The 22945-nt window shown below is 66.1% G+C and carries 20 protein-coding genes; 5 read left to right on the top strand and 15 right to left on the bottom strand.

The window, feature by feature from the left end:
- Window positions 1-47: 47 nt before the first annotated feature.
- From ACE039_RS00660 to ACE039_RS00635, 6 genes are all read right to left on the bottom strand, one after another.
- On the bottom strand, window positions 48-1436 hold the full coding sequence (locus ACE039_RS00660) for an amidohydrolase (protein WP_448710343.1): 1389 nt from the start codon (window positions 1434-1436) through the stop codon (window positions 48-50).
- A 142-nt stretch (window positions 1437-1578) separates the two neighbouring features.
- Complete coding sequence (locus ACE039_RS00655; RefSeq protein ID WP_485821366.1) at window positions 1579-3078, bottom strand: MFS transporter; 1500 nt, start codon at window positions 3076-3078, stop codon at window positions 1579-1581.
- Window positions 3079-3162: 84 nt separating this feature from the next.
- Complete coding sequence (locus ACE039_RS00650) at window positions 3163-4110, bottom strand: Bug family tripartite tricarboxylate transporter substrate binding protein (protein ID WP_310029866.1); 948 nt, start codon at window positions 4108-4110, stop codon at window positions 3163-3165.
- A gap of 43 nt (window positions 4111-4153) precedes the next feature.
- A complete protein-coding gene (locus ACE039_RS00645; protein WP_485821365.1) occupies window positions 4154-5434 on the bottom strand; it encodes a carboxylesterase family protein in 1281 nt (426 codons plus the stop codon).
- Between the two features lie 157 nt (window positions 5435-5591).
- Window positions 5592-6542 (bottom strand): adenosine deaminase, encoded by a 951-nt coding sequence (locus tag ACE039_RS00640; protein ID WP_485821364.1) that lies wholly within the window; start codon window positions 6540-6542, stop codon window positions 5592-5594.
- Between the two features lie 44 nt (window positions 6543-6586).
- Entirely contained in the window at window positions 6587-7522 is a 936-nt protein-coding gene (locus ACE039_RS00635; RefSeq protein ID WP_105556454.1) for a LysR family transcriptional regulator, read from the bottom strand.
- Window positions 7523-7963: 441 nt separating this feature from the next.
- On the opposite strand from ACE039_RS00635, the gene ACE039_RS00630 reads away from it, so the two are divergent.
- From ACE039_RS00630 to ACE039_RS00610, 5 genes are all read left to right on the top strand, one after another.
- Window positions 7964-8392 (top strand): hypothetical protein, encoded by a 429-nt coding sequence (locus tag ACE039_RS00630; RefSeq protein ID WP_485821363.1) that lies wholly within the window; start codon window positions 7964-7966, stop codon window positions 8390-8392.
- An 8-nt stretch (window positions 8393-8400) separates the two neighbouring features.
- Window positions 8401-9771 (top strand): MATE family efflux transporter, encoded by a 1371-nt coding sequence (locus ACE039_RS00625; RefSeq protein WP_485821362.1) that lies wholly within the window; start codon window positions 8401-8403, stop codon window positions 9769-9771.
- A gap of 74 nt (window positions 9772-9845) precedes the next feature.
- A complete protein-coding gene (locus ACE039_RS00620; protein WP_485821361.1) occupies window positions 9846-11393 on the top strand; it encodes a lytic murein transglycosylase in 1548 nt (515 codons plus the stop codon).
- Window positions 11394-11400: 7 nt separating this feature from the next.
- Entirely contained in the window at window positions 11401-11958 is a 558-nt protein-coding gene (locus ACE039_RS00615) for a GNAT family N-acetyltransferase (RefSeq protein ID WP_448710498.1), read from the top strand.
- A 30-nt stretch (window positions 11959-11988) separates the two neighbouring features.
- Entirely contained in the window at window positions 11989-12174 is a 186-nt protein-coding gene (locus ACE039_RS00610; RefSeq protein ID WP_448710499.1) for an oxidoreductase-like domain-containing protein, read from the top strand.
- Window positions 12175-12252: 78 nt separating this feature from the next.
- Here the strand turns inward: ACE039_RS00610 and ACE039_RS00605 are convergent, their stop codons facing one another.
- The 9 genes from ACE039_RS00605 to ACE039_RS00565 all read right to left on the bottom strand — a co-directional run bounded on the left by ACE039_RS00605 (window position 12253) and on the right by ACE039_RS00565 (window position 22933).
- Entirely contained in the window at window positions 12253-12690 is a 438-nt protein-coding gene (locus tag ACE039_RS00605; RefSeq protein ID WP_105556448.1) for an acetyltransferase, read from the bottom strand.
- Between the two features lie 62 nt (window positions 12691-12752).
- Window positions 12753-14492 (bottom strand): M14 family metallopeptidase, encoded by a 1740-nt coding sequence (locus ACE039_RS00600; protein ID WP_485821360.1) that lies wholly within the window; start codon window positions 14490-14492, stop codon window positions 12753-12755.
- A gap of 69 nt (window positions 14493-14561) precedes the next feature.
- Window positions 14562-15431 carry an ABC transporter permease gene (locus tag ACE039_RS00595; RefSeq protein WP_105556446.1) on the bottom strand — a complete coding sequence of 290 codons (870 nt, stop codon included), beginning with the start codon at window positions 15429-15431 and terminating at the stop codon, window positions 14562-14564.
- Between the two features lie 5 nt (window positions 15432-15436).
- A complete protein-coding gene (locus tag ACE039_RS00590; RefSeq protein WP_105556445.1) occupies window positions 15437-16360 on the bottom strand; it encodes an ABC transporter permease in 924 nt (307 codons plus the stop codon).
- Between the two features lie 168 nt (window positions 16361-16528).
- Window positions 16529-18061 carry an ABC transporter substrate-binding protein gene (locus ACE039_RS00585; protein ID WP_485821359.1) on the bottom strand — a complete coding sequence of 511 codons (1533 nt, stop codon included), beginning with the start codon at window positions 18059-18061 and terminating at the stop codon, window positions 16529-16531.
- A gap of 50 nt (window positions 18062-18111) precedes the next feature.
- Window positions 18112-19965 (bottom strand): ABC transporter ATP-binding protein, encoded by a 1854-nt coding sequence (locus tag ACE039_RS00580; protein WP_332007169.1) that lies wholly within the window; start codon window positions 19963-19965, stop codon window positions 18112-18114.
- A gap of 9 nt (window positions 19966-19974) precedes the next feature.
- On the bottom strand, window positions 19975-20487 hold the full coding sequence (locus ACE039_RS00575) for a winged helix DNA-binding protein (RefSeq protein WP_035213506.1): 513 nt from the start codon (window positions 20485-20487) through the stop codon (window positions 19975-19977).
- Window positions 20488-20595: 108 nt separating this feature from the next.
- Window positions 20596-22287 (bottom strand): ABC-F family ATP-binding cassette domain-containing protein, encoded by a 1692-nt coding sequence (locus tag ACE039_RS00570; RefSeq protein WP_485821358.1) that lies wholly within the window; start codon window positions 22285-22287, stop codon window positions 20596-20598.
- A gap of 160 nt (window positions 22288-22447) precedes the next feature.
- Window positions 22448-22933, bottom strand: a complete 486-nt coding sequence (locus ACE039_RS00565; protein ID WP_485821357.1) for an Lrp/AsnC family transcriptional regulator — start codon at window positions 22931-22933, stop codon at window positions 22448-22450.
- Window positions 22934-22945: the final 12 nt, after the last annotated feature.

Raw genomic sequence — 22945 nt, 5'->3', positions numbered from 1 at the left:
CACATGGCGGCCCTGCGGGCGGGCTTCACGCCCGCCTGCCGTGCCGCTTAGCTGCCTTTCTGCGCGCGGGCCATGTAGTCGATGGTCAGATTCGACAAGGCGCGCACGCCGTTGATCAGGCCTGATTCATCCACGTAGAAGCGCGGCGAGTGATTGGGGGCGGCCTTTTCCACGTCGGTACCCTTGGGCGTCACGCCCAGATAGAAGAACATGCCCGGCACCTTTTCCTGATAAAACGAAAAGTCTTCCGACGCCGTGGATTTCGGTTGCAGGCCATAGTTGCCTTCGCCCGCCACGCGGCGCAAGGTGGAACCCATCTGCTCGGTCAGCGCCGGGTTGTTGACGGTGGCGTTGTAGAGTTCGACCACGCGCACGTCGGCCTTCGCGCCGGCGCTTTGCGCGATCATCTCGGCGGTGCGGGTGATGCGTTGATGGATGTCCTTCTTCATGCCTTCGTCATAGGTGCGGATGGTGCCCGTCATGGCGACGTTGTCCGGCACGATGTTCATGCGGTTGCCGCCGTGGATGGCGCCCACGGTGATGACGGCAGGCTCCAGCATGCTGTTGATCTGGCGGCTGGGAATGGTCTGCAAGCCCAGGATGATCTGGGAACTGACGACGATGGGGTCGATGCCCGACCAGGGGCGCGCGCCGTGCGTCTGCTTGCCGGTGACGTCGATCCAGAACTGGTCGGCGGCAGCCATGGCCGGGCCGCTGCGCCACGACAGCCAGCCGGCCGGATACGCGCTGGACACGTGCAAGCCGAAGATGGCGTCCACCTTGGGATTTTCCAGCACGCCTTCCTGCACCATCATCTTGGCGCCCCAGATCTTCTTGCCGTCCGGTTCGAAGTCTGCCGGGCTTTCCTCGGCGGGCTGGAAAATGAACTTCACACTGCCGGGCAACTGGTCTTTCATGCCGGCCAGGACTTCGGCGGTAGCCATCAAAATGGCGGTGTGGGTGTCGTGGCCGCAGGCGTGCATCACGTCCACGTCTTTGCCCAGATAAGTGCCCTTGGCTTTCGACGCGAAGGGCACGTCCACTTGCTCCTTGACGGGCAGGGCATCCATGTCGGCGCGCAGCGCCACGACCGGCCCGGGTTTGCCTCCCTTGAGCACGGCGACGACGCCCGTGCCTGCCACGCCGGTCTTCACGTCCATGCCCAGCGCGCGCAGATGATCCGCCACGAGCTTGGCGGTACGCGTTTCCTGGTTGCCCAGTTCGGGATGCTGGTGGATGTCGCGACGCCAGGCGATGAGCTTGTCTTCGATCGCTTTCGCGCGCTGGTCGATCTGTTCGGACAGCGCGGCGTTGGGCGCGGGCGGCAACGGGCCTTGCGTGCCGGGCGCGCTTTGGGCCGCCGCGGGGCCGGCCATCAGCAGATGGGCGGCGAGCGCCAGCGGGGCCAGCCGGAATAACGTCTTACGCGATTGCATGGTCTTCTCCTCGTGGTTGTTAACCTGTTATTGGATGAGGATCTTACCCAAGCGCCGCGCGGCCGGCAGCTTTGTTACGGATGCTTAAAATCACCGCCGTTTGATTCCGGGAGGTGGAATTCTGGGCGCCGGAATCAGGCGTTCAAACGGTGTGCAGCGCGGGCTTGGCGCCGCGCGCGACGGCCCACAGCAACACCGCCGTCAATACGGATGCGGCGCCCGCGATCAGCATCGCGGTGTGGAAACCGCTGGCCAGCGCGTCGGCGAATCCGGCGACGATGCCTGACGGTTGGGCAGGCATGACATGGCGCGTGACGGCGGCGCGCGCCACGCCCGGCGCATCGGCCACGCCCATGCCTGCCAACGTGCGGGTGAACGCGTCGATTGCGCGACCGCTCATTAATGCGCCCAGCAACGCGATGCCTATCGTCATGCCGGTCTGGCGCAGCGCGTTCATGGTGGCGGACGCCATGCCCGAACGCGCGCGCGGCACCGTCGCCATGACGGCCATGCTGGTCGACGGCACGGCCAGCCCCATGCCCAGGCCCAGCATCACCATCAGCGATCCGGTCGCGAGCCAGGGCGTATGCGCGTCGAATTGCATCATGCCCAGCATGGCGGCGCCAATCAGGCCGTAGCCGGCGATCATCAGCCGGGGCAGGCCGAAGCGCAGGTTCAGGCGGCCGAACACCGTCGATACCAGCCCGGTCGCGATGAACTGCGGCGCCAGCCGCCACCCGGTGTCCAGCGGCGACAAGCCTTGCACATGCTGCAGATACAGCGAAAAGAAAAACAAACTGCTATAGCCCGAAAAGCCCAGCACAAACGAGGCGAAGTTGGTTGTCGCGAAGCCGGCATCGCGGAACAGGCGCAGCGGCAGCAAGGGCCGCGCCGCGCGGTGTTCGACCACCAGGAAGGCCGCCAGCCCCGCCGCCGCCACGCACAATGAGGCCACGGCGTCCGTGGCATTCCAGCCGTGTTCGCCCGCCGCGATCAGGCCGTAGGTCAGCGCGCCCAGCCAGACCACGCTAAGTGCCTGGCCCGCAGGGTCGAAGGCGGCGTGTTCGGGGTCCGCGCTTTCCTGGATGCCCCATGCACCCAGGGCGATGGCCAACGCACCCACCGGCAGGTTGATCAGGAAGATGCTCTGCCAGCTGAAATGCGCCACCAGCAGGCCGCCCAACATCGGCCCCACGATTAGCGAGATCGCATTGCACGATGCCCACACGCCGATCGCCTGTGCGCGCGCTTTCGGGTCCGGAAAGGCCTGTGTCAGCAACGACAGCGCGCCGGGAATCAGCAAGGCGCCCGCCACGCCTTGCACGGCGCGCCCGATCAGCAGCACGGGCAGGCTGCCCGCCCATCCGCAGATTGCGGAGCCGGCCGTGAACAACAGCACGCCGGCCAGCCAGGAACGCTTGCGGCCATAGCGGTCGCCCAGGGGGCCTGCCGACAACATCAAGGCGGACAGGAACAACGCGTAGGCGTCCACCACCCACTGCAGGCCCGCCATGTCGATCTGCAGCGCGGCCTGCATGGTGGGCAACGCCACGTTGACGATGCTGATGTCCAGGATGGTGATGAAGCTGCCCAGGTTGACGGCAATGGCAAGGGCGCGGCGGCGCGAGGGCGACATGGGCATGAAAGCGGAACCGGTGGCGAAAAAGCCATTCTAGTTATCGACCGACCGTCGGTCAATTGAAAAGAACGCATTCTCGATACCGACTTATTGCAGCTTGATGCCCAGCTCCTTGATCAGCGGCGCCATGTCGGCGCGGTCCGCCTTGATGGTCGCTGCCAGTTCTTCCGGCGAACTGCCGATCGGGATCATGCCCAGCGTGTCCATCTGCGTCTGCATCGCGGGATCTTTCAAAATGTCCGACACCGCCTTCTGGATAAACGCCACGCGCTCTGTCGGCACGCCGGCGGGCGCCATCAAGCCGATCCAGGGTTGCGGCGCGTAGTCCAGGCCGGACTCCTTCAGCGTGGGCGTGCCGGGCAGGCCGCGGAAGCGTTCGGGGCTGGTGATGGCGATGGCGCGCAAGCGGCCGCTGTCTATCAGGCCCTTGGCGCTGGATGGCGCATCCAGGCCCACATCCAGTTGGCCACCGATCAGGTCGTTCTGTGTCTTACCGGACGAGGACGACGGCACGTAAAGGGCCTTGATGCCGGCGCGCCGGGCGGTCTGTTCCCACACCAGATGAAAGGCCGTGCCGATGGAGAACGACCCCACACTCAGGTTGCGCGCCTTGCTTTCGCGCACGAAGTCTTCCCAGGTCTTGATCGGGCTGTCCTTGGACACGATGAAGAGGAACGGCGTGCGGGCCACCAGCGAGATCGGCTGCAGGTCCTTTTGCGTGTCGAAAGGCAGCGCATCCACCGCGAATGGCACGATCGTGACGGTGGATGCCACCACCATGCCCAGCGTGTAGCCATCGGGCGCCGACTTGACCAGGGCGCTGGTGCTGATGATGCCGGAGGCGCCCGGCCGGTTCTCCACCACCACCGGCTGCCCCCAGGCGGCGCCCAGTTTGCTGGCCAGCACGCGCAGCATTACGTCCACCGGGCCGCCGGGCGGGTTGGATACGATGATCTTCACGGGTTTGTCGGGATAGGTGGCCGAAGCGGCCACTGGCGCCAGCAGCGCAAGTGCCAGCACGGTGTGCTTGAACATGGAATTTCCCCTTGTGTTGTAGGTGGGCGATGCGGTCGCAGGCTCAGGCCAGGATGTGCTGGTGCGGCGCCATCGGCCAGTCGGGCGCTTCGCCGCGGATGAACGCGATCCACGCTTGCTGCGTCTGCTGCGTAAGCTGGGACGCCTGCGCCTCGGGCAATCCCGCCAGCATCGGGGCGGCGGCATAGGCGCCGATGGTGCCGAACACGAACGGCAGTTCGATGCAATGGCAGGCCCCGAAGCGCGCGGTGGGCGCCACGTCGAAGCGCGTCAGCCAGGCTTGCCGGCCACTTGCTACGGCGTCCCGGGCCCATTGACGGGAAGGCGCGCCGAAGACCTCCTCGCCGGCTTGTTGGCCGGCCGCATCGGACGCGTTGGCCATTTGGCCGGGAAAGGCCGCCATTTCGTCGCGGGTATAGGCCACCAGCACATCCGCGCGGGAGGCCGCCCGTTGCAGCGCGGGTGCGATGTCTTGCGGCAGTACCTGGCCGTCCAGCACGGGGCAGAACTGGCTGCGGCTGCTGCCTTCGGCGCGCAACGCGTCCTGCACGGCGGGCGCCTGCTGGGCCGCCAGCAGGGCAGCCACGGGCAAGCCACGTGCCGCGTCCAGCGATTCGGCGCCGGCAGCGTGTAAAAACGCCTGGCCCAGCGCGTCGGCTTGCGCAGCGCTGCGAAAGCCCCGGCCCAGCGCCGCGCTTTGCAGAATGGCGCGCGAGAAACGGGGTTGTCGCGCCAGCATCGCACAAATCGACGACGCTCCTGCCGATTGGCCCATGACCGTGATCCGCTCGGGGTCGCCGCCCAGGTCCTGGATGTTGTCCAGCACCCAGTCGATCGCCATCTCCTGGTCCAGCAGGCCGACGTTGGCGGTTTGTCCGGGCACATACAGCCAGCCCAGCGCGGCCAGCCGGTAATTGACGGCCACGACCACGAGGTCGCCCCGGGCCGCAAGATGTGATCCGTCGTACCAATCCAGCGCGCCGCCGCCGCTTTGCCAGGCGCCGCCATGCAGCCACACCACCACGGGCCGTCGCGCGGCGTCCGCGCCAGGCGTCCATACGGTCAGGTGCAGGCAGTCTTCGGATTGTGGCGCGTCGAAATCGCCCATGGCGCCGCGTAGCCGCGAAGGCAGTTGCGGCGCCACGGGCCCGGCGCGCGTGGCATCGAGGTGGCCGCGCCATGCGGCAGGCTGCGGCGGCGCGAAGCGCAGGCTCCCCACGGGAGGCTGCGCATAGGGAATGGCGCGATAGCAGCAGATGCCGCCCACCTCGCGCTCGCCAGTCAGCGTGCCGGCCTGCAGCACCGCTTGGACGGGTTGGTTCATATCCTGCCCCTTGCATCGTTGTCGTGCGGCCAGCGCCGGATGGCGTCGCAACCGTGGGGCTATGGTAGGGAAGATCGGGGCAGGGCAGCCATGCCGGTTTTGAACATTGCCATGCGGATCCCGCATGGCCTGGGTGCCGCCTGTTTTCTAGCGCCGCCTAGTTGGCGATGCGCGCGTCCAGGCTGTTGTCGGCTAGCGCTTGCGCTTGCGCACGGGTCATGCCCAGATGCTCGTACAGCGCGTGGAAGTTCTCGTTGACGTAGCCGCCGAAATAAGCCGGGTCGTCGGAGTTGACCGTGACCTTCACGCCCGCGTCCAGCAGCGACAGGATGTTGTGGTCGCGCATGTGGTCAAACACGCGCAACCGGGTGTTGGACAGCGGGCAGACGGTCAGGGGGATTTGTTCATCGATCAGGCGGGCGATCAGTTTCGGGTCTTCGGCGGCGCGCACGCCGTGGTCGATGCGTCGCACCTTCAACAGGTCCAGCGCTTCCCAGATGTATTCGGGCGGACCTTCCTCGCCCGCGTGGGCCACGGCCGGCAGACCTTCGGCACGGGCGCGGTCGAACACGCGCTGGAACAGGCGCGGCGGAAAGCCCATTTCGCTACTGTCCAGTCCCACCGCGATGAAGGCGTCGCGAAAGGGCAGCGCATCTTCCAGCGTCCGCATGGCCTGCGCTTCGGGCAGGTGGCGCAGAAAGCTGAGGATCAGGCCGCTGGTCACGCCCAGTTGCTTGCGGCCGTCTTCCAGCGCCTGGCGAATGCCGTTAAGTACGGCGGCGAACGGTACGCCGCGGTCGGTGTGGGTCTGGGGGTCGAAGAAGGGTTCGGTATGCACCACATTCTGTTCGCGGCACTTCAGCAGATAGGCCCAGGTCAGGTCGTAGAAATCCTGTTCCGTGCGCAGCACGTCGGCGCCCAGGTAGTACAGGTCGAGGAATTCCTGAAGATTGTCGTACTGATAAGCGCCGCGCAGGGCATCGATGTCGGGCCAGGGCAAGGCCACGCCGTTGCGTTGCGCCAGCCGGAACAGCAGCTCGGGTTCCAGCGAGCCTTCCAGGTGCAGGTGCAGTTCGGCCTTGGGCAATGCGTTGAGCCAGTCGTACATGGATGCTCCGATAAAAAAGGGTGATGCGAATTCCGGGTCTGCGGCTAGGCGGCCAGCGCGATGTCGTCCGCCTGGATGGCTTGCTTGACCTGCTCGGCGAAGGCGCGCGCCTGCCGCGTGCTGGGGCGGTCTCGGCGCCAGATCGCGGCCAGGGGTGATTTTCCGATGGCGGGGCGCGCCGGCAGCACGATAAGTTCGCCCCGAGCCTGCCGGACCGCGGCCACGCTGCCCGGCAGCATCCACAGATACTGGCCGTCCAGCAGCATCTCGCGGCCGAATTCCAGCGACAGGGCGCCGATCATATCCGGAATCGCCAAGCCGGCGTTGCGCAAGGACATCTCCAATTCGCCTCGTATGCGGCTACCCGGCAACGCCGTGATCCACGGATAGGCCACATAGTCCGCCAGCGTGGCGTCCGCCCGTCCGGCCAATGGATGCCCAATGGCGCAGCCCAGCACCACCGGGTCTTCCAGCAAGGTGGTGGACCGGTAGATCTGCGGGTTGACGGTGGAAGAGAAGCGGCTGATCAGCACGTCCAGGCCGCCGGCATCCAGGTCTTCGATCAGGCGTTCGTGCGTGCCGATTTCGATGGTCAGCGTAATGCGGGGATAGGCCTGCCGGAAGGCCCGCGCGGCTTGCGCCACCGGCCAGCCGGCAAACATCGAAAAACACCCGACGGTCAGGCTGCCTTCGTCGCCGCGCGACATCGCCGCCAGGTCGATCTCGGCTTTGCGAAAGTCGGTCAGCAGCAGGCGCGCATGGCGGCACATGGCGTCGCCAAGCGGCGTGCACGTCGTGCCTTTGGCCGTCCGCTCGAACAGGCGGGCGCCCACCAGCTCTTCGATTTCGGCGATGGCGCGGGACAGGCCGGATTGCGTGCTGTGCAATTGTGCCGCTGCTTTGGACAAATTGCCCAGTTCAGCGACGGTCAGCACGATTTCCAGGTGCCGGATACGGAGTTTGCCTCGGAAGGGTGTCATGGCGCGGGCGGGAAGCGATGGGCCGATTATTCCCCTGCGTCAGGCGCTTGGCAACGGCGCTGCGGGATTCGGATATAGTTCGTCGCCAGACACAACAACGAATACGGGGCGGCCGCCAGTGGGAGTTACCCGAAAGCTGGCAAGCAAGGAGACAGCCATGAATGCAACGGGACTGGGCGCGCGACGAATGATGCGGCTTGCGGCGGCGGGGTTGGCGACGCTGGCGTTGAGCGCGTGCGGCGTCTCCAAGGTGGACGAGGTCTCCGTCAAATGGCCGCCATTCCGGGACGGCACGCCCGTGGTGCTGCCGTCGGATCCGGCGCAATGCCCGGACCTGACGGGCACGTACCGCGCGCAAGGCGAGTACCGCTCGGGCGACCGCGAAACGAAGTCGCTCGCCGACCTTCGCAATTTCCTGTACTACCCGCTGGACCTTCAGGCATGCACGACAACCTGCTGCCGGAATGGCAGTCGACCTCCGCGGCCACCGTGGCGTTCGCGCCCGCTGCTGGCGGATGGGCCGTGCTGGCGCTGGACGGGCGCGGGGCCCGGTCGGCCGCGCACTTGCCTTTGCTGAATGGCGCGCAAGATCCCGCCGCGTTGACTCACGACGCCAGGCCTGGCGTGCCTGACGGCATCCGGCGCCACACGGGTTGCGCGCAGGGCCGGATGTGGGTCAGCGTGCGGCATGACTGGCGCCAGTACGAATCCATGGGCGTGCGGCGGCATGTGGCGTTGTTTCGCCCCGAGGCCGGCGGCTTGCTGGTGACCGTGCGGCGCGAATCCGATTCGATCGGCATGCTGCCCTGGTATTCCAACGAAAGCAGCGTGTTCCAGTACTGGTTCGCCAACGTGTCCGCGGCACGGTAGGCCGCGCCTTGGCCACCGTCACTCGCGCCGCCGCCCCGCGCGCCCGCTTCATCTCCGGGCCCTTGGGCCCCCACGTCCTGGAAATGATCCTCACCGGCTGGGCCAGCATGCTGGCCGTCTTCGCGGTGGAGTTTCTGTCGCTGCTGTACCTGGGCACGCTGAAGGATGAAGCCGTGCTGGGCGCGGTGGGGTTCGGGTCGATGACGCAGTTCACGATCACGGCGGTCTGCATCGGCGTCACGGTAGGCGGCGCCGCGCAGGTGTCGCGCGCGCTGGGGTCCGGCAATGCGCCGCGTGCGCGTACCCTGGCCGGGGCGTCGCTGATCTTGATGGCGGCGGCGGGAGTGGCGGCCGGCGCGGTGTTCCTGGCGGCGATCGGGCCGTTCACCGCCGCCATCGGGTTGGCGGAAGACGTGCGCGCGCACTTGCTGTCGTACGTGTTGATCACCACGCCCTTCGCCGTGATGATGGGTATCGGCATGATGCTGTCCAACCTGCTGCGCGCCGCCGGCCGCGGCCGCCAGTCCATGTGGGTACTGCTGGCGGGCACCGCCACGGTGGCGGCGCTGGATCCCATCGTCATCTTCGTGCTGGACGGCGGCATGGAAGGCATCGCGTGGGCGAGCGGCGTGGGCCGTCTGGCGACGGTGGCGCTGGGTGCATGGCTGGTGTTCCGCACGCATCGCCTGGTGGCGTGGCCCGTGTTGCGCACGTTGCGGGCCGACCTGGCCGCCATCGGCAAGATCGCCTTGCCCGCCGCGCTGACCACGCTGGCGACGCCGGCGGCGGTGATCTTCACCGCGTCCACCTATGCCAGCTTCGGCCCCAGCGTCATGGCGGGCGCCACGGTAGTGGACCGCTTGCTGCAACTGGCCTATTCGCTGTTCTTCGTGCTGCCGGGCGCCATGGGCCCCATTCTTGGGCAAAACCTGGGATCGGGGCAATGGGACCGCGTGAAACAGACCGTAAGGCTGACATCGCGATGGGCCCTATGCTACGGATTTGCCGCCGCCATCGTGCTGGCGGTGCTTGCGCCCTGGGTGCCGGACGTGTTCCAGGTTACCGGCCCGGGGCGCGACCTGATCATCTTCTTCTGCCGCTACGGCAGTTTCGCCTGGGCGGTGAACAGCCTGTTCTTCGTGTCGATCGCCGTGTTCAACAACCTGGGCTACGCCACGTATTCCACGGTCATCGGCTGGCTGCGCGCTACCTTGGGCACCTTGCCGTTCGTGTGGCTGGGCGCGCATTACGGCGGCCCCGAGGGGGTGATGCTGGGGCAGACCTTGGGGTTTGCCCTGTTCAGCGTGATCGCCATGGTGGTCTGCCTGCGGGTGTTGCGCGAGCCGCCGGTCGCGCCAGTAAGCAGGCCGGCCGCCTAGCACCGCGCCTGCGGTTCGATTTCGGCGGCTGGTCGCGGTACGATCCCGGCTGACTTCGATTTTTCAGGATTACCATGCGTTCGCGTTCCTCAGGCCCTCGAATCGATACCCTTTCCCGCGCCTTGCTGGCCGCCGCCGTGATGGCGGCTACCGCCGGCGCCGCGCAAGCGCAATCTCCCGAGTCGGCTACGGGCTCGCGCGCCCAGTCGCCCGCCCCGGCGCCGGTGCAACCGACCTTGACGCCGAAGCGCACGTTTGATGACGTGACCGCCGCGCAAGCCGCCGGACAGAAACCGGCCGCCGCCCCGGCTCCCGCCGTGTCAGCCCCCCCTGCGGCGGCGCCAGCCACGACCGCCGAGCCGGCCGCAACGGCGACGGTGATGCCCGCCGCCGCGCCGGCTGCCGCGCCCACGGTCATTGTGCCGACCGAGCTGGACACCAAGGCTTGCATCGCGAAGCTGCGCAAGGGCGCGGCCGCCAACGGCCTGACCGTCGCCGACTGGGACAAGTACACCGCCAACGCCAAGCTGCTGCCGACGACCGTGGCGTCCGCCAAGGGCCAGCCGGAAGGGCGCGAAAGCTGGTGGGACTACATCGCCAAGACCGTGGACGACGAACGCGTCAACGACGGCCGCGCCGTAATGAAGAAGGTGGGCCCGCAACTGGCTGCGATCGGCCAGCAGTATCAAGTGGATCCGGCCACGCTCGTCGCCATCTTCGGCATCGAGACCAACTATGGCCGCCAGATCGGCAAGACCGACGTGTTGAACGCCTGGTTGACCCGTGCCTGCACCGAGAACAAGACCCTGTGGGAAAAGAACGCCTACGCGTCGGTGCGTCTGCTGCGCGACGGCACGGTGCCTGCGGATAGTTTCGTGGGATCCTGGAGCGGCGCCTTCGGCATGACGCAGTTCATCCCGACGTCGTTCTATGAACTGGCCGCGGACGGCGACGGCGACGGCCGCATCGACCTCTACAACTCGCTGCCCGATGCGCTGGCGTCCACCGCCAGCCATTTGCGCAAGCGTCGCGCCAAATGGACGCACGGTCTGCCGGCCGTCGTGGAAGTGCGGGTGCCGGCCGAACTTGCCGCCGCCATCCCGCCCGAACCCGACGCTGAATACGTGGGCTCGCAAGACCGCCGCACGATCGCGCAGTGGGCCCAGGCCGGCCTGAAACAGGGTGACGGCTCCGTGCTGAAGCTGCCCTCGGGCAACGACGAGCAGGCCTATCTGTTCGCGCCCACCGGTGCCAAGGGGCCGGTGTTCCTGGCCACGGTCAACTTTGACGCCATCCTGCATTACAACCAGTCGCGCCGCTACGGCCTGGCGGTGTCGCTGCTGCTGAACCGCCTGCAGGGCGGCCCCGCTATCGTGGCCGCGTGGCCGACGGATGATCCCGGCCTGTCGCGGGCCGAGATCAAGCAGCTGCAGGAAGACCTCTACGGTCGCGGCTACGACATCGGCGTGGCGGATGGCATTCCGGGCGCCAAGACCCGCGACGCGGTGCGTGCCGAGCAAGAGCGCCGCAATCTGCCGCAGGACGGCCGCGTGGGCAAGCGCATCCTGGATGTCCTGAAGGCCGATCCGCCGGTGGCGGCGCGGGCGCTCCCGCCCAAGTGAGTGCCCCATGCCGCATGCCGTGTTCCCCGATGCCTTCCTGACCCTCCGTCTGCGCGCACAGCGCATGCGGCAGGGGCACCTGCCGTTCATCACCGACATGCACGCCGACGCCGGCCTGATGCAGACGATGGGCGGCACGCGTGATGCCGCCGCCAGTCGGCTGTATGTGGCGCAAAACGTCGCGCATTGGTTGGAGTATGGCTACGGCATGTACGTGCTCGAGGACCGCTACACCGGCGCGATGGCCGGCCGCGCCGGCCTGAAGTACACGGTCTCCGGCGATCAAGGCGCCATCGAACTCGCCTACGCGTTCGTTCCTGATTGCTGGGGGCGGGGCTATGCGGGCGAGATCGCGGCGGCGTTGATCGAAATGGGGTTCGAATTGCTGCCGGTGGACGTGTTGTCGGCCGTGGCGCTGCGATCGAACGCGGCGTCGCGCCGCGTCATGGAAAAGGCCGGTTTGCAGTATGTGGGTGAAACGTCCGGCGACGATGCCAGCGCCAAGGTCCGCTACGAAATCCGCCGCGTGCAATGGCGCGCAGCGCATGCGCAAGCAAGCGCCTGAGAGCCGGCGGATCGGCGCTAACATTGCGTCATGAGCACCCCGATAATTCCCGAAGACCACGACCCGCAGCCCGTCCCCCCAGAGCGCCCTGCGCCCGAGGAATGCTGCAACAGCGGTTGCATCCCCTGCGTCTACGATCGCTACGATGAGGCCATGGAAAACTACCGCGATGCGCTGAAGGCATGGCGTGCCCGCCACGAGCCACGGCATTCATAGAACAGGTGAAGCGCGAGGGGCCGGCGGCAAGAACGGCGACGTCTGGCCGCGCAACCCATCAAGCGGCGGTGCGCCGCGTCAGCCCGCCAGCTTCATGTGGATGATTGGAAACGGGCGGCCCGCATCGTCTTGGGCCGAGCGGCCCGTGTCTTCGAATCCGTAGTGCTTGTAGAAGCCATGCGCCTGCGGGTTCTGCTCGTTCACGTCGACCAGCAGCGTGCCGTGCAGCGACCGCGCGAAGTTCAGCAGACGGCGGCCGGCACCCTTGCCGCGTTTGTTGGCGTCCACGAACAGCATTTCCACCTTGTTGCCGGACAGGCCCATGAAACCGGCGAGTTCGCCGGCATCGTCCTCACAGACCCACACGCGCACCGACGGCAGGTAGGTGTTGAGCACCTGCGGGTACATGGCCTGAATCTCTTTTTCGGTCAGGAAGGAATGCGTGGCCCGCACCGAACGGAGCCAGATGTCCGCCAGGACCAGATCGTCGCCGTGATTGCGTTCTCGGATATTCATTTTCTTATTGATTCTGTTTGTCAAAGGCGCCGCGGTCCTTCGCCGCCGCGCCTTCATGTTTCCTACAGCCCTGAACGATACAGCTCGGTAGCCGCCAGGACGGTTTCCATTTGCACAGTATGCGCGAAAACAAAACGGTCTCCGTAGACGGTTTCATCCGGAAACTCCGAGATCAGCGCCAGGGGCAGTTCTTCGCGATCGCTTTCCGTGATCTGTACCGGAATGCCGTTCAGCACGTCAAAGCCGGATTCAAGCGCGTGCGCATGAAACAGTTCCAGCTGGCGCGCATTGAATTCAACCAGCCCCGGCACGGTGCAAGCCAGGCGGGCCGTCACGCCTTCGATCAGGAGGTGCGCGCGTTCGCTCCAGCCTGGATGGTGGCGCAGCACCAGGAAAAAACCCTTCGGCACGGTCCACAGTTCAAAATTTCGGGGCAGATAGCCCGACAGGGGACGGGTCCATTCATGCGCGGGATAGCCATGCAGATTGATATGCAGCTGCGCGCCGCTGATCGCATGCGCCTGGTGGCGGCCATCGCGTTCGAAGAAGGGCGCGTGTTCGCGGTACGCGATGTCGTCGCCCAACGCGCTGTAGCGCGACGCGTGCAGCATGTGGCGCGGGTGATGTTCGCGCAGGCGGTTGAACAGCGCGTAGCCGTCGGGGTTTTCGGCGGCGATCAGCGCGAAATGCGCGTTGCCGTGGGCGGCCAGCGTCTGCGCGGCGCGCAGGGCGCCCACCACGCCAGATGTCTCGTTGGCGTGTTGCGCGCCTGAAATGAAGACTGCCGGCCCGGGGCCGCGCACGTACGTGCCCAGTACCGGGCGGCCCTGACGCGACACGGCCTGGAACGCGTCGCCGCCGAACGCCGCCATGCAGCCGGCGATCTGACCGGCGGTCAAGGGTTCGCGGCGCTGGGCCAGCGGGGCGTCAAGCGGCGTGGCGACGACAGGGGCCGGGGCCTCGAACGGTTCGACGGAAATCTGCACGCGCGCCGCGCCGTCATGACGACGGATATCGGGGATGATCTGGCCGGGCTGCAGGCCACGGTCGCCGGAAGGGCGGCCGGAGTGGTGCTGGAAATGCTCCAGCAACGAAAAGTACACGTCTTCGTGCAGCGCTTCGAACGTGCTGATGATCTCTTCGTCCAGCGGCAGGGCGAAGTCCATGCCCGGCAGGTCGACGCGGATTTCCAGGCGGTCGAAGTACGGTTCGTGCGTGCCCCACGGGTGGTTGCGCACGGTATCGACGATGCTGCGGAACACTTGCTGATATTCAGTGGCTTGGGCGGCATCGGCCTGGACCTGGCCTTCGGCGTCGCGCACGCGCAGCCAGCCGGTGGGCGACAGCTCGGGCTTGCCGTCCTGGGTCTGGCCCAACTGGTTGGGGGCGAAGACGCGCGCGTCCACCTTGCGCCCGTCGGCATAGGTCAGGGCGACGTCGTAGTGCAGGTCCGACGCGCCGGGTTGCATGACCACGTGCACGCCCTCCATCAGGGCTACCAGCGGATAGGCTTCCAGCGTGAAGCGCTTGGCCTGGGCATGCTCGTGCAGCGGATAACGCACCAGGGCGAACACCAGCCCTTCGCGGTCGACCTCTTCCAGGAAGAAGTGCACCAACGGCTTGTAGGCGCTACGAAACCGCGCAGTGACGCCCGCCTGTGCCAGCCGCGCCTCGGCCGCCCGTCGGGCCTCCACGCCTTCAAACAACCAACCTTCCACGACCGCGCCGCGCCAGGCGGGAGCCATGTAGGCGTGCGTCCAGGCGTCCAGCGTGCGGTCGAATGTTTTTTCCAGCAAAGACATGCTTTCAGTTCCTTCGGTGTTCTTTCGTCATCCGGTAATGGGAAAAATGCCCCTTGCGGGGCATTTGCCTTACACCTTACCGGTGGGATCCAGGCGGTCCCGCAACCAGTCGCCAAGCAGGTTCAAGCCCAGCACGGTCAGCATGATCGCCAGGCCGGGGAAGACGCTGACCCACCATGCGGTCTGCATGTAGGTGCGGCCATCGGCAAGCATACCTCCCCAGCTGGGGATCATGGGATCCACGCCCAGGCCCAGGAAGGTCAGGCTGCTTTCCAGCAGGATGTTGTTGGCCACGTTGAGCGTCATCAGGATCACCAGCGGGCCCAGCAGGTTGGGCACGATGTGGTGGCGGATCATGGCCAGGTCGCGCACGCCGAACGCGCGGGCGGCCAGCACGAACTCGCGTTCACGCAGCGCCAGCACTTGCGCCCGGACCAGGCGCGCATATTGCACCCATTGCGACACGATCATGAAGAAGATCACGTTGTACAAGCCGCCGCCCAGGATGGCGATGAACGTGATGGCCACCAGGATGAAGGGCAGCGCCAGCTGCACGTCCGCGAAGCGCATGACGATCATGTCCCAGAAGCCGCGGTAGTAGCCGGCGATGAGGCCCATGATGATGCCCAGCAACGCGCCGCCGAGCACGGACGCAAAGCCCACCATCAGCGAAATCTTGCCGCCGACGATCACGCGGGCCAGCACGTCGCGGCCCAGCGGATCGGTGCCGAACGGATGGGCGGCGGACGAGAAGGGCGCCATCAGGCGGGCGGCCAGGTCCATGGATTCGCCGCCATCCGGGAACAGCCAGCCGGAGCTGAGCACCAGCAGGACCATGACACCGGTGAGCAGCGCGCCCAGCACGAATTCCAGGGAACGGTAGCGGCTGCGCGGCTTGAAAGGCTTGGGAGCGGCGGCGGTGGGGGTGGTTGTCTGCATAAGGCTTACCGCGTGCGGATACGGGGATCGACGATGCCGTAGGCGATGTCGACGATCAGGTTGACCAGGACGATGACGGTGGCCAGCACGGTGACCGTGCCCTGCAGCACCGGGTAGTCGCGCCCGGAAATGGCGTCGAACGCCAGGGTGCCCAGACCGGGCCAGTTGAACACCATCTCGATGACGACGATGCCGCCGATCAGGCCGCCGAACTGCAGGCCCAGATAGGTGATCAGCGGAATCGCGCAATTGCGCAGCGCATGCTTGTACAGCACCACGCGTTCCTTCAGGCCCTTGCTGCGCGCCACCATGATGTACTGCGCCGACAGCGTTTCCAGCATCGTGGTGCGAACCAGGCGGATATTGGTGGCGCTGAGGATGATGGCCATCGTCAAGGACGGCAGGATCAGGCTGGCGGGCCCGCTCCAGCCCGAAGGCGGCAGCAGCGGAAACGTGATCGACAGCAGCAGGACCAGCATCAGCGCCAGCCAGAAGTTGGGGAATGACAACCCCACCAACGACAGGATGCGGATGGCCTGGTCGGTTGCCTTGCCGCGCTTGATCGCCGCCTGGATGCCCAGGGGCAAAGAGATCAGGATCGAGAAGATCAGCGACGTGAAGGCCAGCATCAGGGTGGCGGGCAGGGCGTCGCCGATCAGCTTGGCGACCGACGTGCCGCCCATGAAGCTGCGACCGAAGTCGCCATGCAGGAGGCCCTGCATATAAGACAGATATTGCTCGTGGAACGGCCGGTTCAGGCCCAGCGCCTGGCGGATATTGGCCAGGTCTTGTTCGGTGACGCTGCCCGATCCCTGGCTGAGCATCAGCGCGGGGTCGCCGGTCAGGCGCACGGCATACGAGACAAGCAGCGTCACGGCGACGATCACGAAGACCGCCTGCAACACGCGTTTAATGAGAAATCCGGTCATAAGGCGCCGCCCCGGCTTGCGCCGGAGAGGGTCGGTAATGTTATGGCTTCAACGGGCATCGTCGATGCTTCAACGGGTATCGCACCAGCGGGATGCCAGGGATCCGGCTTTGCCGGTCCCGAGGCATGCCCCCTGGGGGGAAGCGCGGCAGCGCTTCGGGGGGGAACGCTACTCCACGCTGGCTTCTAGGAAGCGGAAGCGGATGTCGCCGGGCACTTCCAGGTTCTTCACGCGCTTGTTCACGCCCACGATCGTGTTCAGGCTGTACAGCGGCAACTCCAGGGCCTGGTCGGCGACATAGCCGGCGATTTCCTGCAGCATGGCCTCGCGCTTCTTCACGTCGTAGACGGTGCGCTGCGCTTCCAGCATGCCGTTGAGCTTGGCGTCGTTGTCGTACGGGTTCCACTTCTGGCCCGTGTGGTACATCAGGTACGCGGTGTTGTCGTAGTCATACGTCCAGCCGCCCCATTGGTTCTGCCACATTTCGCCCGTCTTGCCGCCCGGGATGATGTCGTTGAGCAGCACGCCGGTTTCATACGGCTTGATGGTGGCGCGCACGCCCACGGCTTGCAGGTAGCCCGACACGGCCTGGGCCACTTCGCGGAAGTTCGAATCGCTGCCGCGCACGTCGATCTGCACGGTGGCGCCCGGCTTCACGCCGGCCGCGGCCAGCAACTTCTTGGCTTCGGCGGGGTTGAAGGGCAGGGGCTTTTGCTCGGGGTTGTAGCCGAAGGACTGCGGGCCCTGGAAGCTGGCAATAACCTTGGCCTGGCCCAGCAGCAGCTGCTTGACGATGGCTTCGCGGTCGACCGCCATGATCAGGGCACGGCGCACGTCGCGGTTCTGGGTGATGCCGCCCTTGGTGTTGTAGCGCAGCGCGAAGGCCACGGGGCCACCGGTCGAGATGACGTCCGCGTTGCCGGACTTCTTCACGGTTTCGATCAAGCCCAGCGGGATCAACGTGGCGATGTCGATGCGGCCGGCTTGCAGCTCGGCGACCTGGGTGCCGGGTTCGCCGATGAAGCGGTACACAACCTTGTCCAGCTTGGGCTTGCCGCTCCAGTATTCGTCATTGCGAGCCAGGGTCACGTTGACCTTGGGCTGGTAGCTTTCGAACTTGAACGGGCCGGTGCCGACCGGGTTCGTGTTGAAGAAGTCTTCGCCCTTTTCCTTGATGTACTTCGGCGGCACGATCATGGCGCCGTAGCCGGCCAGCTTGGTCAGCAGCACCGGATCGGGTTGCTTCAGGATGAAGTCGACGGTGTATTCGTCCACCACCTTGATCTCGCCGATCGAGTCGTAGTTGGACTTCTGCGGTCCCTTGGCGCCTTCCGCGCCCAGCAGGCGTTCGAACGTGAACTTCACCGCTTCGGCGTTGAAGGGTTCGCCATTGTGGAACTTGACGCCTTCGCGCAGCTTGAAGCGCAGGCGCTTGTTGTCGTCCAGGTATTCCCAGCTGGTGGCCAGGCCCGGTTGCAGCTTCAGGTCGGCGCCGCGCATCGTCAGGCCGTCGTACAGGTTGCCGCCCACGGAACCCCAGAAGGTCACGAAGGTGTCGATCGGATCCCAGCTTCCCGGGTCCTGGTTGATGGCCACGCTGAGCGTGCCCGCGGCATGCGCGGTCGAGAAGACGGCGGGCATCGCGCCGCCCAGCGCCAGGGTCAGGGCGGCGGCGGTGAAGGTGGTGCGTAGGGATTGCATGTTCGCTCCAGGGACGGGAAGTCGGGTCGGGCCGAGGGAATAAAGGGGCTTCAGGCCGCCCGGGCCACTTGGTGGCCGGGCGCGAATTCGATCAGGGGAATGATGGCGGGCTCGTCGCCCACGCGGCGGACGGGGCTGGGGATTTCGCCTTCGATCAACGACGTGTCGATGTGGCGGCCGGGCTCGGCCACCGGCACCGCGGCCAGCAGTTTGCGGGTGTAGGCATGCTGCGGCGATTCGAAAATCTGCCGGCGCGTGCCCAATTCCACGATCTGGCCCAGGTACAGCACGGCCACGCGGTGGCTGACTTTTTCCACCACGGCCATGTCGTGCGTGATGAACAGGTAGGACAGGCCGCGGTCTTTCTGCAGGTCCATCAACAGGTTCAGGATCTGCGCCTGGATGGACACGTCCAGCGCCGACACGGATTCGTCGGCGATGATCAGCTTGGGGTTGCTGGCCAATGCGCGTGCGATGCACACGCGCTGACGCTGGCCGCCCGAGAATTCGTGCGGATAGCGCTTGGCGTGCTCGGGCTTCAGACCCACTTGCTCAAGCAATTCGCCCACGCGGCGGGCGATGGCCGCGTCGCCGTTCAAGAGGCCGTGCGTGCGGATGGGTTCCGCGATGCTGAATTCCACCGTCTTGCGCGGGTCCAGCGATGCGTAGGGGTCCTGGAAAATGTACTGGATTTCCTGGCGCAGGCGCTGGCGGCCGGCGGCATCCATCGAGAAGACGTCCTGGCCGTTGTACCGCACCGCGCCCGAGGTCGGCGCCACCAGTTGCTGCAAGGTCTTGCCGATGGTGGACTTGCCACTACCCGACTCGCCCACCAGCGCGAGTGTCTCGCCGGGGTAAACGTCAAAGCTGACCTCTTCGACGGCATGCACGCGATGCGTGACGCGGCCGAACAGGTTGTGGCCCACATCGAAACGGGTGGTCAACTTTTCCACGCGCAGCACCGGCTCGTCGTAGCGCGCCGTGTCCTGTTCGCGTGTTTCACCCACTTCGCGCAGGGTGTCGCCTTCCAGCACCGTTTGTGGCGTGCGTAGCGGCAGGTCGCTGCCGGTCAGGCTGCCCAGGCGCGGCACCGCGGCCAGCAGCGCGCGGGTGTAGGGATGCTTGGGCGCATTGAAGATCTCGTCGACGGTGCCTTGCTCGACCTTCTTGCCGCGCAGCATCACGACCACATCGTCGGCCATCTCGGCCACCACGCCCATATCGTGGGTGATGAAGATGACGGCGGTGCCCAGGTCGCGCTGCAATTCGCGGATGGTATTCAGGATTTGCGCCTGGATGGTCACGTCCAGCGCGGTGGTCGGCTCGTCGGCGATCAACAGACGCGGCTGGCACGACAGCGCCATCGCGATCATCACGCGTTGGCGCATGCCGCCGGACAACTGGTGGGGATACCGGTCCAGCAATTGCTCGGCGTCCGGCAGGCGCACCTTCTCAAGCAGCTTGCGCGCCGACTGGCGCGCGGCCGAGCGCGACAGCTGCTGGTGCAGCATGATGGCCTCGACGATCTGGTCGCCGATCGTGAACACCGGGTTCAGCGACGTCATCGGCTCCTGGAAGATCATCGCGATGTCGTTGCCGCGGATCGCGCGCATCTGCTCGTCGGTGGCGGTCGTCAGGTCGGTTTCGCGGCCGTCGTTGTCGCGGAACAGGATCTGGCCCGTGGCGATGCGGCCGCTGGTGTAGTCCGTCAACCGCATGATCGCCATGGACGTGACCGACTTGCCCGAGCCCGATTCGCCGACGATCGCCAGCGTCCTGCCCGGCCGGACATCGAAGTCCAGACCATCGACGGCGCGGAACACGCCCGTCTCGGTATTGAAATCGACCGATACGCCGCGGACGGACAACAACGGGGCGGACGAAGAGGCAGTAGTGCTAGACAACGTGGATTCTCACAGCGAGGTGGCGGCGCGGGCAGCCTGGTCGTACAGGCCCGACAGCGTGCGCAGGGTGTTGGCCAATTGATGGTTGGCGTCGTCCGCGGCAGGGGAGTCGATGAACGATTTGACGAGGCATTGCTCGCGCACTTCGGCGTAGCGCTGAATGGCGGCGGCGCCGGCTTCGGTGGTGGTGTAGATCACTTCCTTGCCCGTCTTGGCGCTTTGCACCACGCCCAGCCGCTCCAGCTTCTTCAGCGAATAGTTCACCAGGTGGGTGTCTTCGACGTTCAGCGTGAAGCAGATATCCGCCAGCTTCTTGCCGCGGCCACGGTGGAACACATGGTTAAGCACCAGGATGTCCAGTGAGGTCAATTCCGGCAAGCCCGCGCAGGCCATGCATCGCACCATCCAGCGGTTGAAGGCGTGAGACGCGATGATCAGCCCGAATTCCACCTCGGACAATTCCGGGGCGGATGAGGCGAGATGAGCAGAGGAAACAATGGCGTCCCGGACGGATACAGACATGGATAAGGCGGATAAGGGACGGTTCGATGACAAAACGTTGGCGAATTATTGACGATTTGTCGATATGGAGGCATTCGGGATAACCCGCAGCGATAAGAAGCGCCACGGTCATTCCCGCTCGTTGTTAAGGCCGCCGCCTGCGCCTTGTTCCAGCAACCGCCACCCGTCTGGCGCCCAGGACAGCCGATGCGTGGGGGCGATGGCCGCCAGGAAGGCGGCATCGTGCGACACGACCGCCATGGCGCCCGGATAGCCCGCCAGCGCTTCCTCCAACGCTTGCGTCGACGCAAGGTCCAGATGGTTGGTGGGTTCATCCAGCAACAGCAACTGGGCAGGCTGCTCGCGCCACAGGGCACTGGCAAGCGCTGCCTTGATGCGCTCGCCGCCGCTTAGCGTGGCGGCGAACGCCTGCACCTGCACAGGCCCCAGCCCTAGCAGCGCCAGGCGGCTGCGCAGTTCGCCTTCCGCCAGGGTCGCGCCCAATGCCGCCAGGGTCTGCATCAGGGAGCGGTCCGGCGGCAGCGTTGAGGCCCGCTGGTCCAATATGGCAGTCGGGACGCGGACATCGCAGACGCCGCGGCACGGCGCCTGTTCGCCCGCCAGCATCGCCAGCAAGGTGCTCTTGCCGCAGCCGTTCGGCCCTTGGATCGCGAGCCTGAACGGGCCGGACAAGGTCAGGTCCAACGCGGGGGCGTTGTGGGGGAAGGGTGCGACGGCGCCATGCAGGTGTAGCACCCGGCGGCCATTCGGCACCGCCGTCTCCGGCAAGGCCAACGCGATGCCCGGCGCAGCCGCGCCGCGCGCCGCGGCCTGCTGGACGGCCTGATCCAGGTTGGCGCGGGCCTGTTCGCGGCGCTGGCGTTCGCGCCCCGCATGCCCTTCGGCGTTCGCCCTTTTCATGCCCAGCAGGATGGGCGCCTGGTTGGCGTCGCGGGCCTGGCGCGCGTGGCGGGCGTTGCGCTGCTGTTGTGCGTCGTGTTGCTGGCGCAGGGCACGCAGCCCGGCCGCGCGTTCCTGGCGGGCATGGGCCAGCGTGGTTTCGGCGGCCGCGGCTTGCCGATCACGCTGTTCTTGCCATGCACGGTAATTGCCGGCGTGACCGGTGAGCTTGCCGTTGTCCAACTGCACGATATGTGACATGGCGTCCAGCAAGGCGCGGTCGTGAGTGACGACGATCAGCCCGCCACGGCAGTCGGCGATCCGCGCTAATAACCAGTCGCGCGCACGCGAATCCAGATGGTTGCTGGGTTCGTCCAGCAGCAGCCCGTCGGAATCTTGCAGCAGTGCGCCGGCCAGCGCCACTCGGGTCAGTTCGCCGCCGCTTGCGGCATGCGCGGGATGCTCGGGCGTCCAGGCGGGCAGGCCGGCGTCGGCAAGCATCCGCGCCCATTCGTCGCGGATCAGCCAATGGCCGTCGGCCACGTCGAAGTCCTCCTGCCGCGCGCTGCCGGATGCCAGGTTCGCCTGCGCGCGAAGGATCGAGGCGATACCCGCGACGTCGGCCAGCGTCACACCCGGTTCTTGCGGCAAGGTCTGCGGCACATAGGCGATTTGCCCATGGCGCACGACTCGGCCGGACTGCGGCGGGAAATCACCATGCAGCAGGCGCAGCAGTAGCGACTTGCCGGCGCCGTTGCGGCCAATCAGGCCGTGGCGTGCCGTGGAAAAGTCATGGCTGATGTCGTCCAGCAGCACGCGGCCGTCGGGCAGTGCGTGGCTGATGTGGTGCAGGCTGAGAAATGGCGGGGCCGCGGGCGGCAGGAGGTGCGCCTGATGCGGCGCGTGGGGATGCTGGGCCATGGAAAGCGCTCCGGGTCGATGAGACACCTTGTCCGCATCATGCGGCAAGGAGGATCAGGGGGAGGGCTTAAAGAATCATGGCCGGGCAGGGCTCCGCGAGGGGGGGATGGGAGTTCGAACGGGACAGCACCGGAAAGTTCCCGGGCGGCAAACGCAAGCCTCAGCCTTCCAGCACCCGCAGGTCTGGCGGCCGGTTTTCAATAATCGCCTCCATGCTGAAGAAGCCCGTCACGGTCGACAACTCAAAGTCCGTAATCAGTCTTTGATAGAAGCGATCATATCCCGCCATGCCGCGGCAGACGACTTTGATCAGGTAGTCCCAGTCACCGCCAATGCGGTAGAACTCGGTGACTTCGGGCAGGCGCTCGACATGCTCGCGGAACCCGTCGGCCCAAGCCTTGGCGTGATGGCTGGTCCGGATCATCACGAACACGGTCAAGTCCAGCCCCAGTGCCGCCAGGCTGACCTCGGCACGGGTGCCGCGGATGATCCCGCAGGCATTCAGGCGCTGCAACCGGCGCCAGCACGCGTTTTGCGACAAACCCACCCGATCCGCCAGTTCGCGCTGAGACAGCGCGCCGTCTTTTTGCAGGCAGGCAATGATGCTTAGATCGAGCTTATCTATTTTTTCCATTTGTTCGATCATATGATCTGTTTT

Source organism: Achromobacter maghribensis (genome assembly GCF_057334215.1).
This window is presented reverse-complemented; position numbering and strand designations above follow the sequence as displayed.

Excerpts from the sequence above, each read along its gene's own strand:
- ACE039_RS00660 (WP_448710343.1), bottom strand. The coding sequence starts at position 1,436 with ATGCAATCGCGTAAGACGTTATTCCGGCTGGCCCCGCTGGCGCTCGCC.
- ACE039_RS00655 (WP_485821366.1), bottom strand. The coding sequence starts at position 3,078 with ATGCCCATGTCGCCCTCGCGCCGCCGCGCCCTTGCCATTGCCGTCAAC.
- ACE039_RS00650 (WP_310029866.1), bottom strand. The coding sequence starts at position 4,110 with ATGTTCAAGCACACCGTGCTGGCACTTGCGCTGCTGGCGCCAGTGGCC.
- ACE039_RS00645 (WP_485821365.1), bottom strand. The coding sequence starts at position 5,434 with ATGAACCAACCCGTCCAAGCGGTGCTGCAGGCCGGCACGCTGACTGGC.
- ACE039_RS00640 (WP_485821364.1), bottom strand. The coding sequence starts at position 6,542 with ATGTACGACTGGCTCAACGCATTGCCCAAGGCCGAACTGCACCTGCAC.
- ACE039_RS00635 (WP_105556454.1), bottom strand. The coding sequence starts at position 7,522 with ATGACACCCTTCCGAGGCAAACTCCGTATCCGGCACCTGGAAATCGTG.
- ACE039_RS00630 (WP_485821363.1), top strand. The coding sequence starts at position 7,964 with ATGCACGACAACCTGCTGCCGGAATGGCAGTCGACCTCCGCGGCCACC.
- ACE039_RS00620 (WP_485821361.1), top strand. The coding sequence starts at position 9,846 with ATGCGTTCGCGTTCCTCAGGCCCTCGAATCGATACCCTTTCCCGCGCC.
- ACE039_RS00615 (WP_448710498.1), top strand. The coding sequence starts at position 11,401 with ATGCCGCATGCCGTGTTCCCCGATGCCTTCCTGACCCTCCGTCTGCGC.
- ACE039_RS00610 (WP_448710499.1), top strand. The coding sequence starts at position 11,989 with ATGAGCACCCCGATAATTCCCGAAGACCACGACCCGCAGCCCGTCCCC.
- ACE039_RS00605 (WP_105556448.1), bottom strand. The coding sequence starts at position 12,690 with ATGAATATCCGAGAACGCAATCACGGCGACGATCTGGTCCTGGCGGAC.
- ACE039_RS00600 (WP_485821360.1), bottom strand. The coding sequence starts at position 14,492 with ATGTCTTTGCTGGAAAAAACATTCGACCGCACGCTGGACGCCTGGACG.
- ACE039_RS00595 (WP_105556446.1), bottom strand. The coding sequence starts at position 15,431 with ATGCAGACAACCACCCCCACCGCCGCCGCTCCCAAGCCTTTCAAGCCG.
- ACE039_RS00590 (WP_105556445.1), bottom strand. The coding sequence starts at position 16,360 with ATGACCGGATTTCTCATTAAACGCGTGTTGCAGGCGGTCTTCGTGATC.
- ACE039_RS00585 (WP_485821359.1), bottom strand. The coding sequence starts at position 18,061 with ATGCAATCCCTACGCACCACCTTCACCGCCGCCGCCCTGACCCTGGCG.
- ACE039_RS00575 (WP_035213506.1), bottom strand. The coding sequence starts at position 20,487 with ATGTCTGTATCCGTCCGGGACGCCATTGTTTCCTCTGCTCATCTCGCC.
- ACE039_RS00570 (WP_485821358.1), bottom strand. The coding sequence starts at position 22,287 with ATGGCCCAGCATCCCCACGCGCCGCATCAGGCGCACCTCCTGCCGCCC.
- ACE039_RS00565 (WP_485821357.1), bottom strand. The coding sequence starts at position 22,933 with ATGATCGAACAAATGGAAAAAATAGATAAGCTCGATCTAAGCATCATT.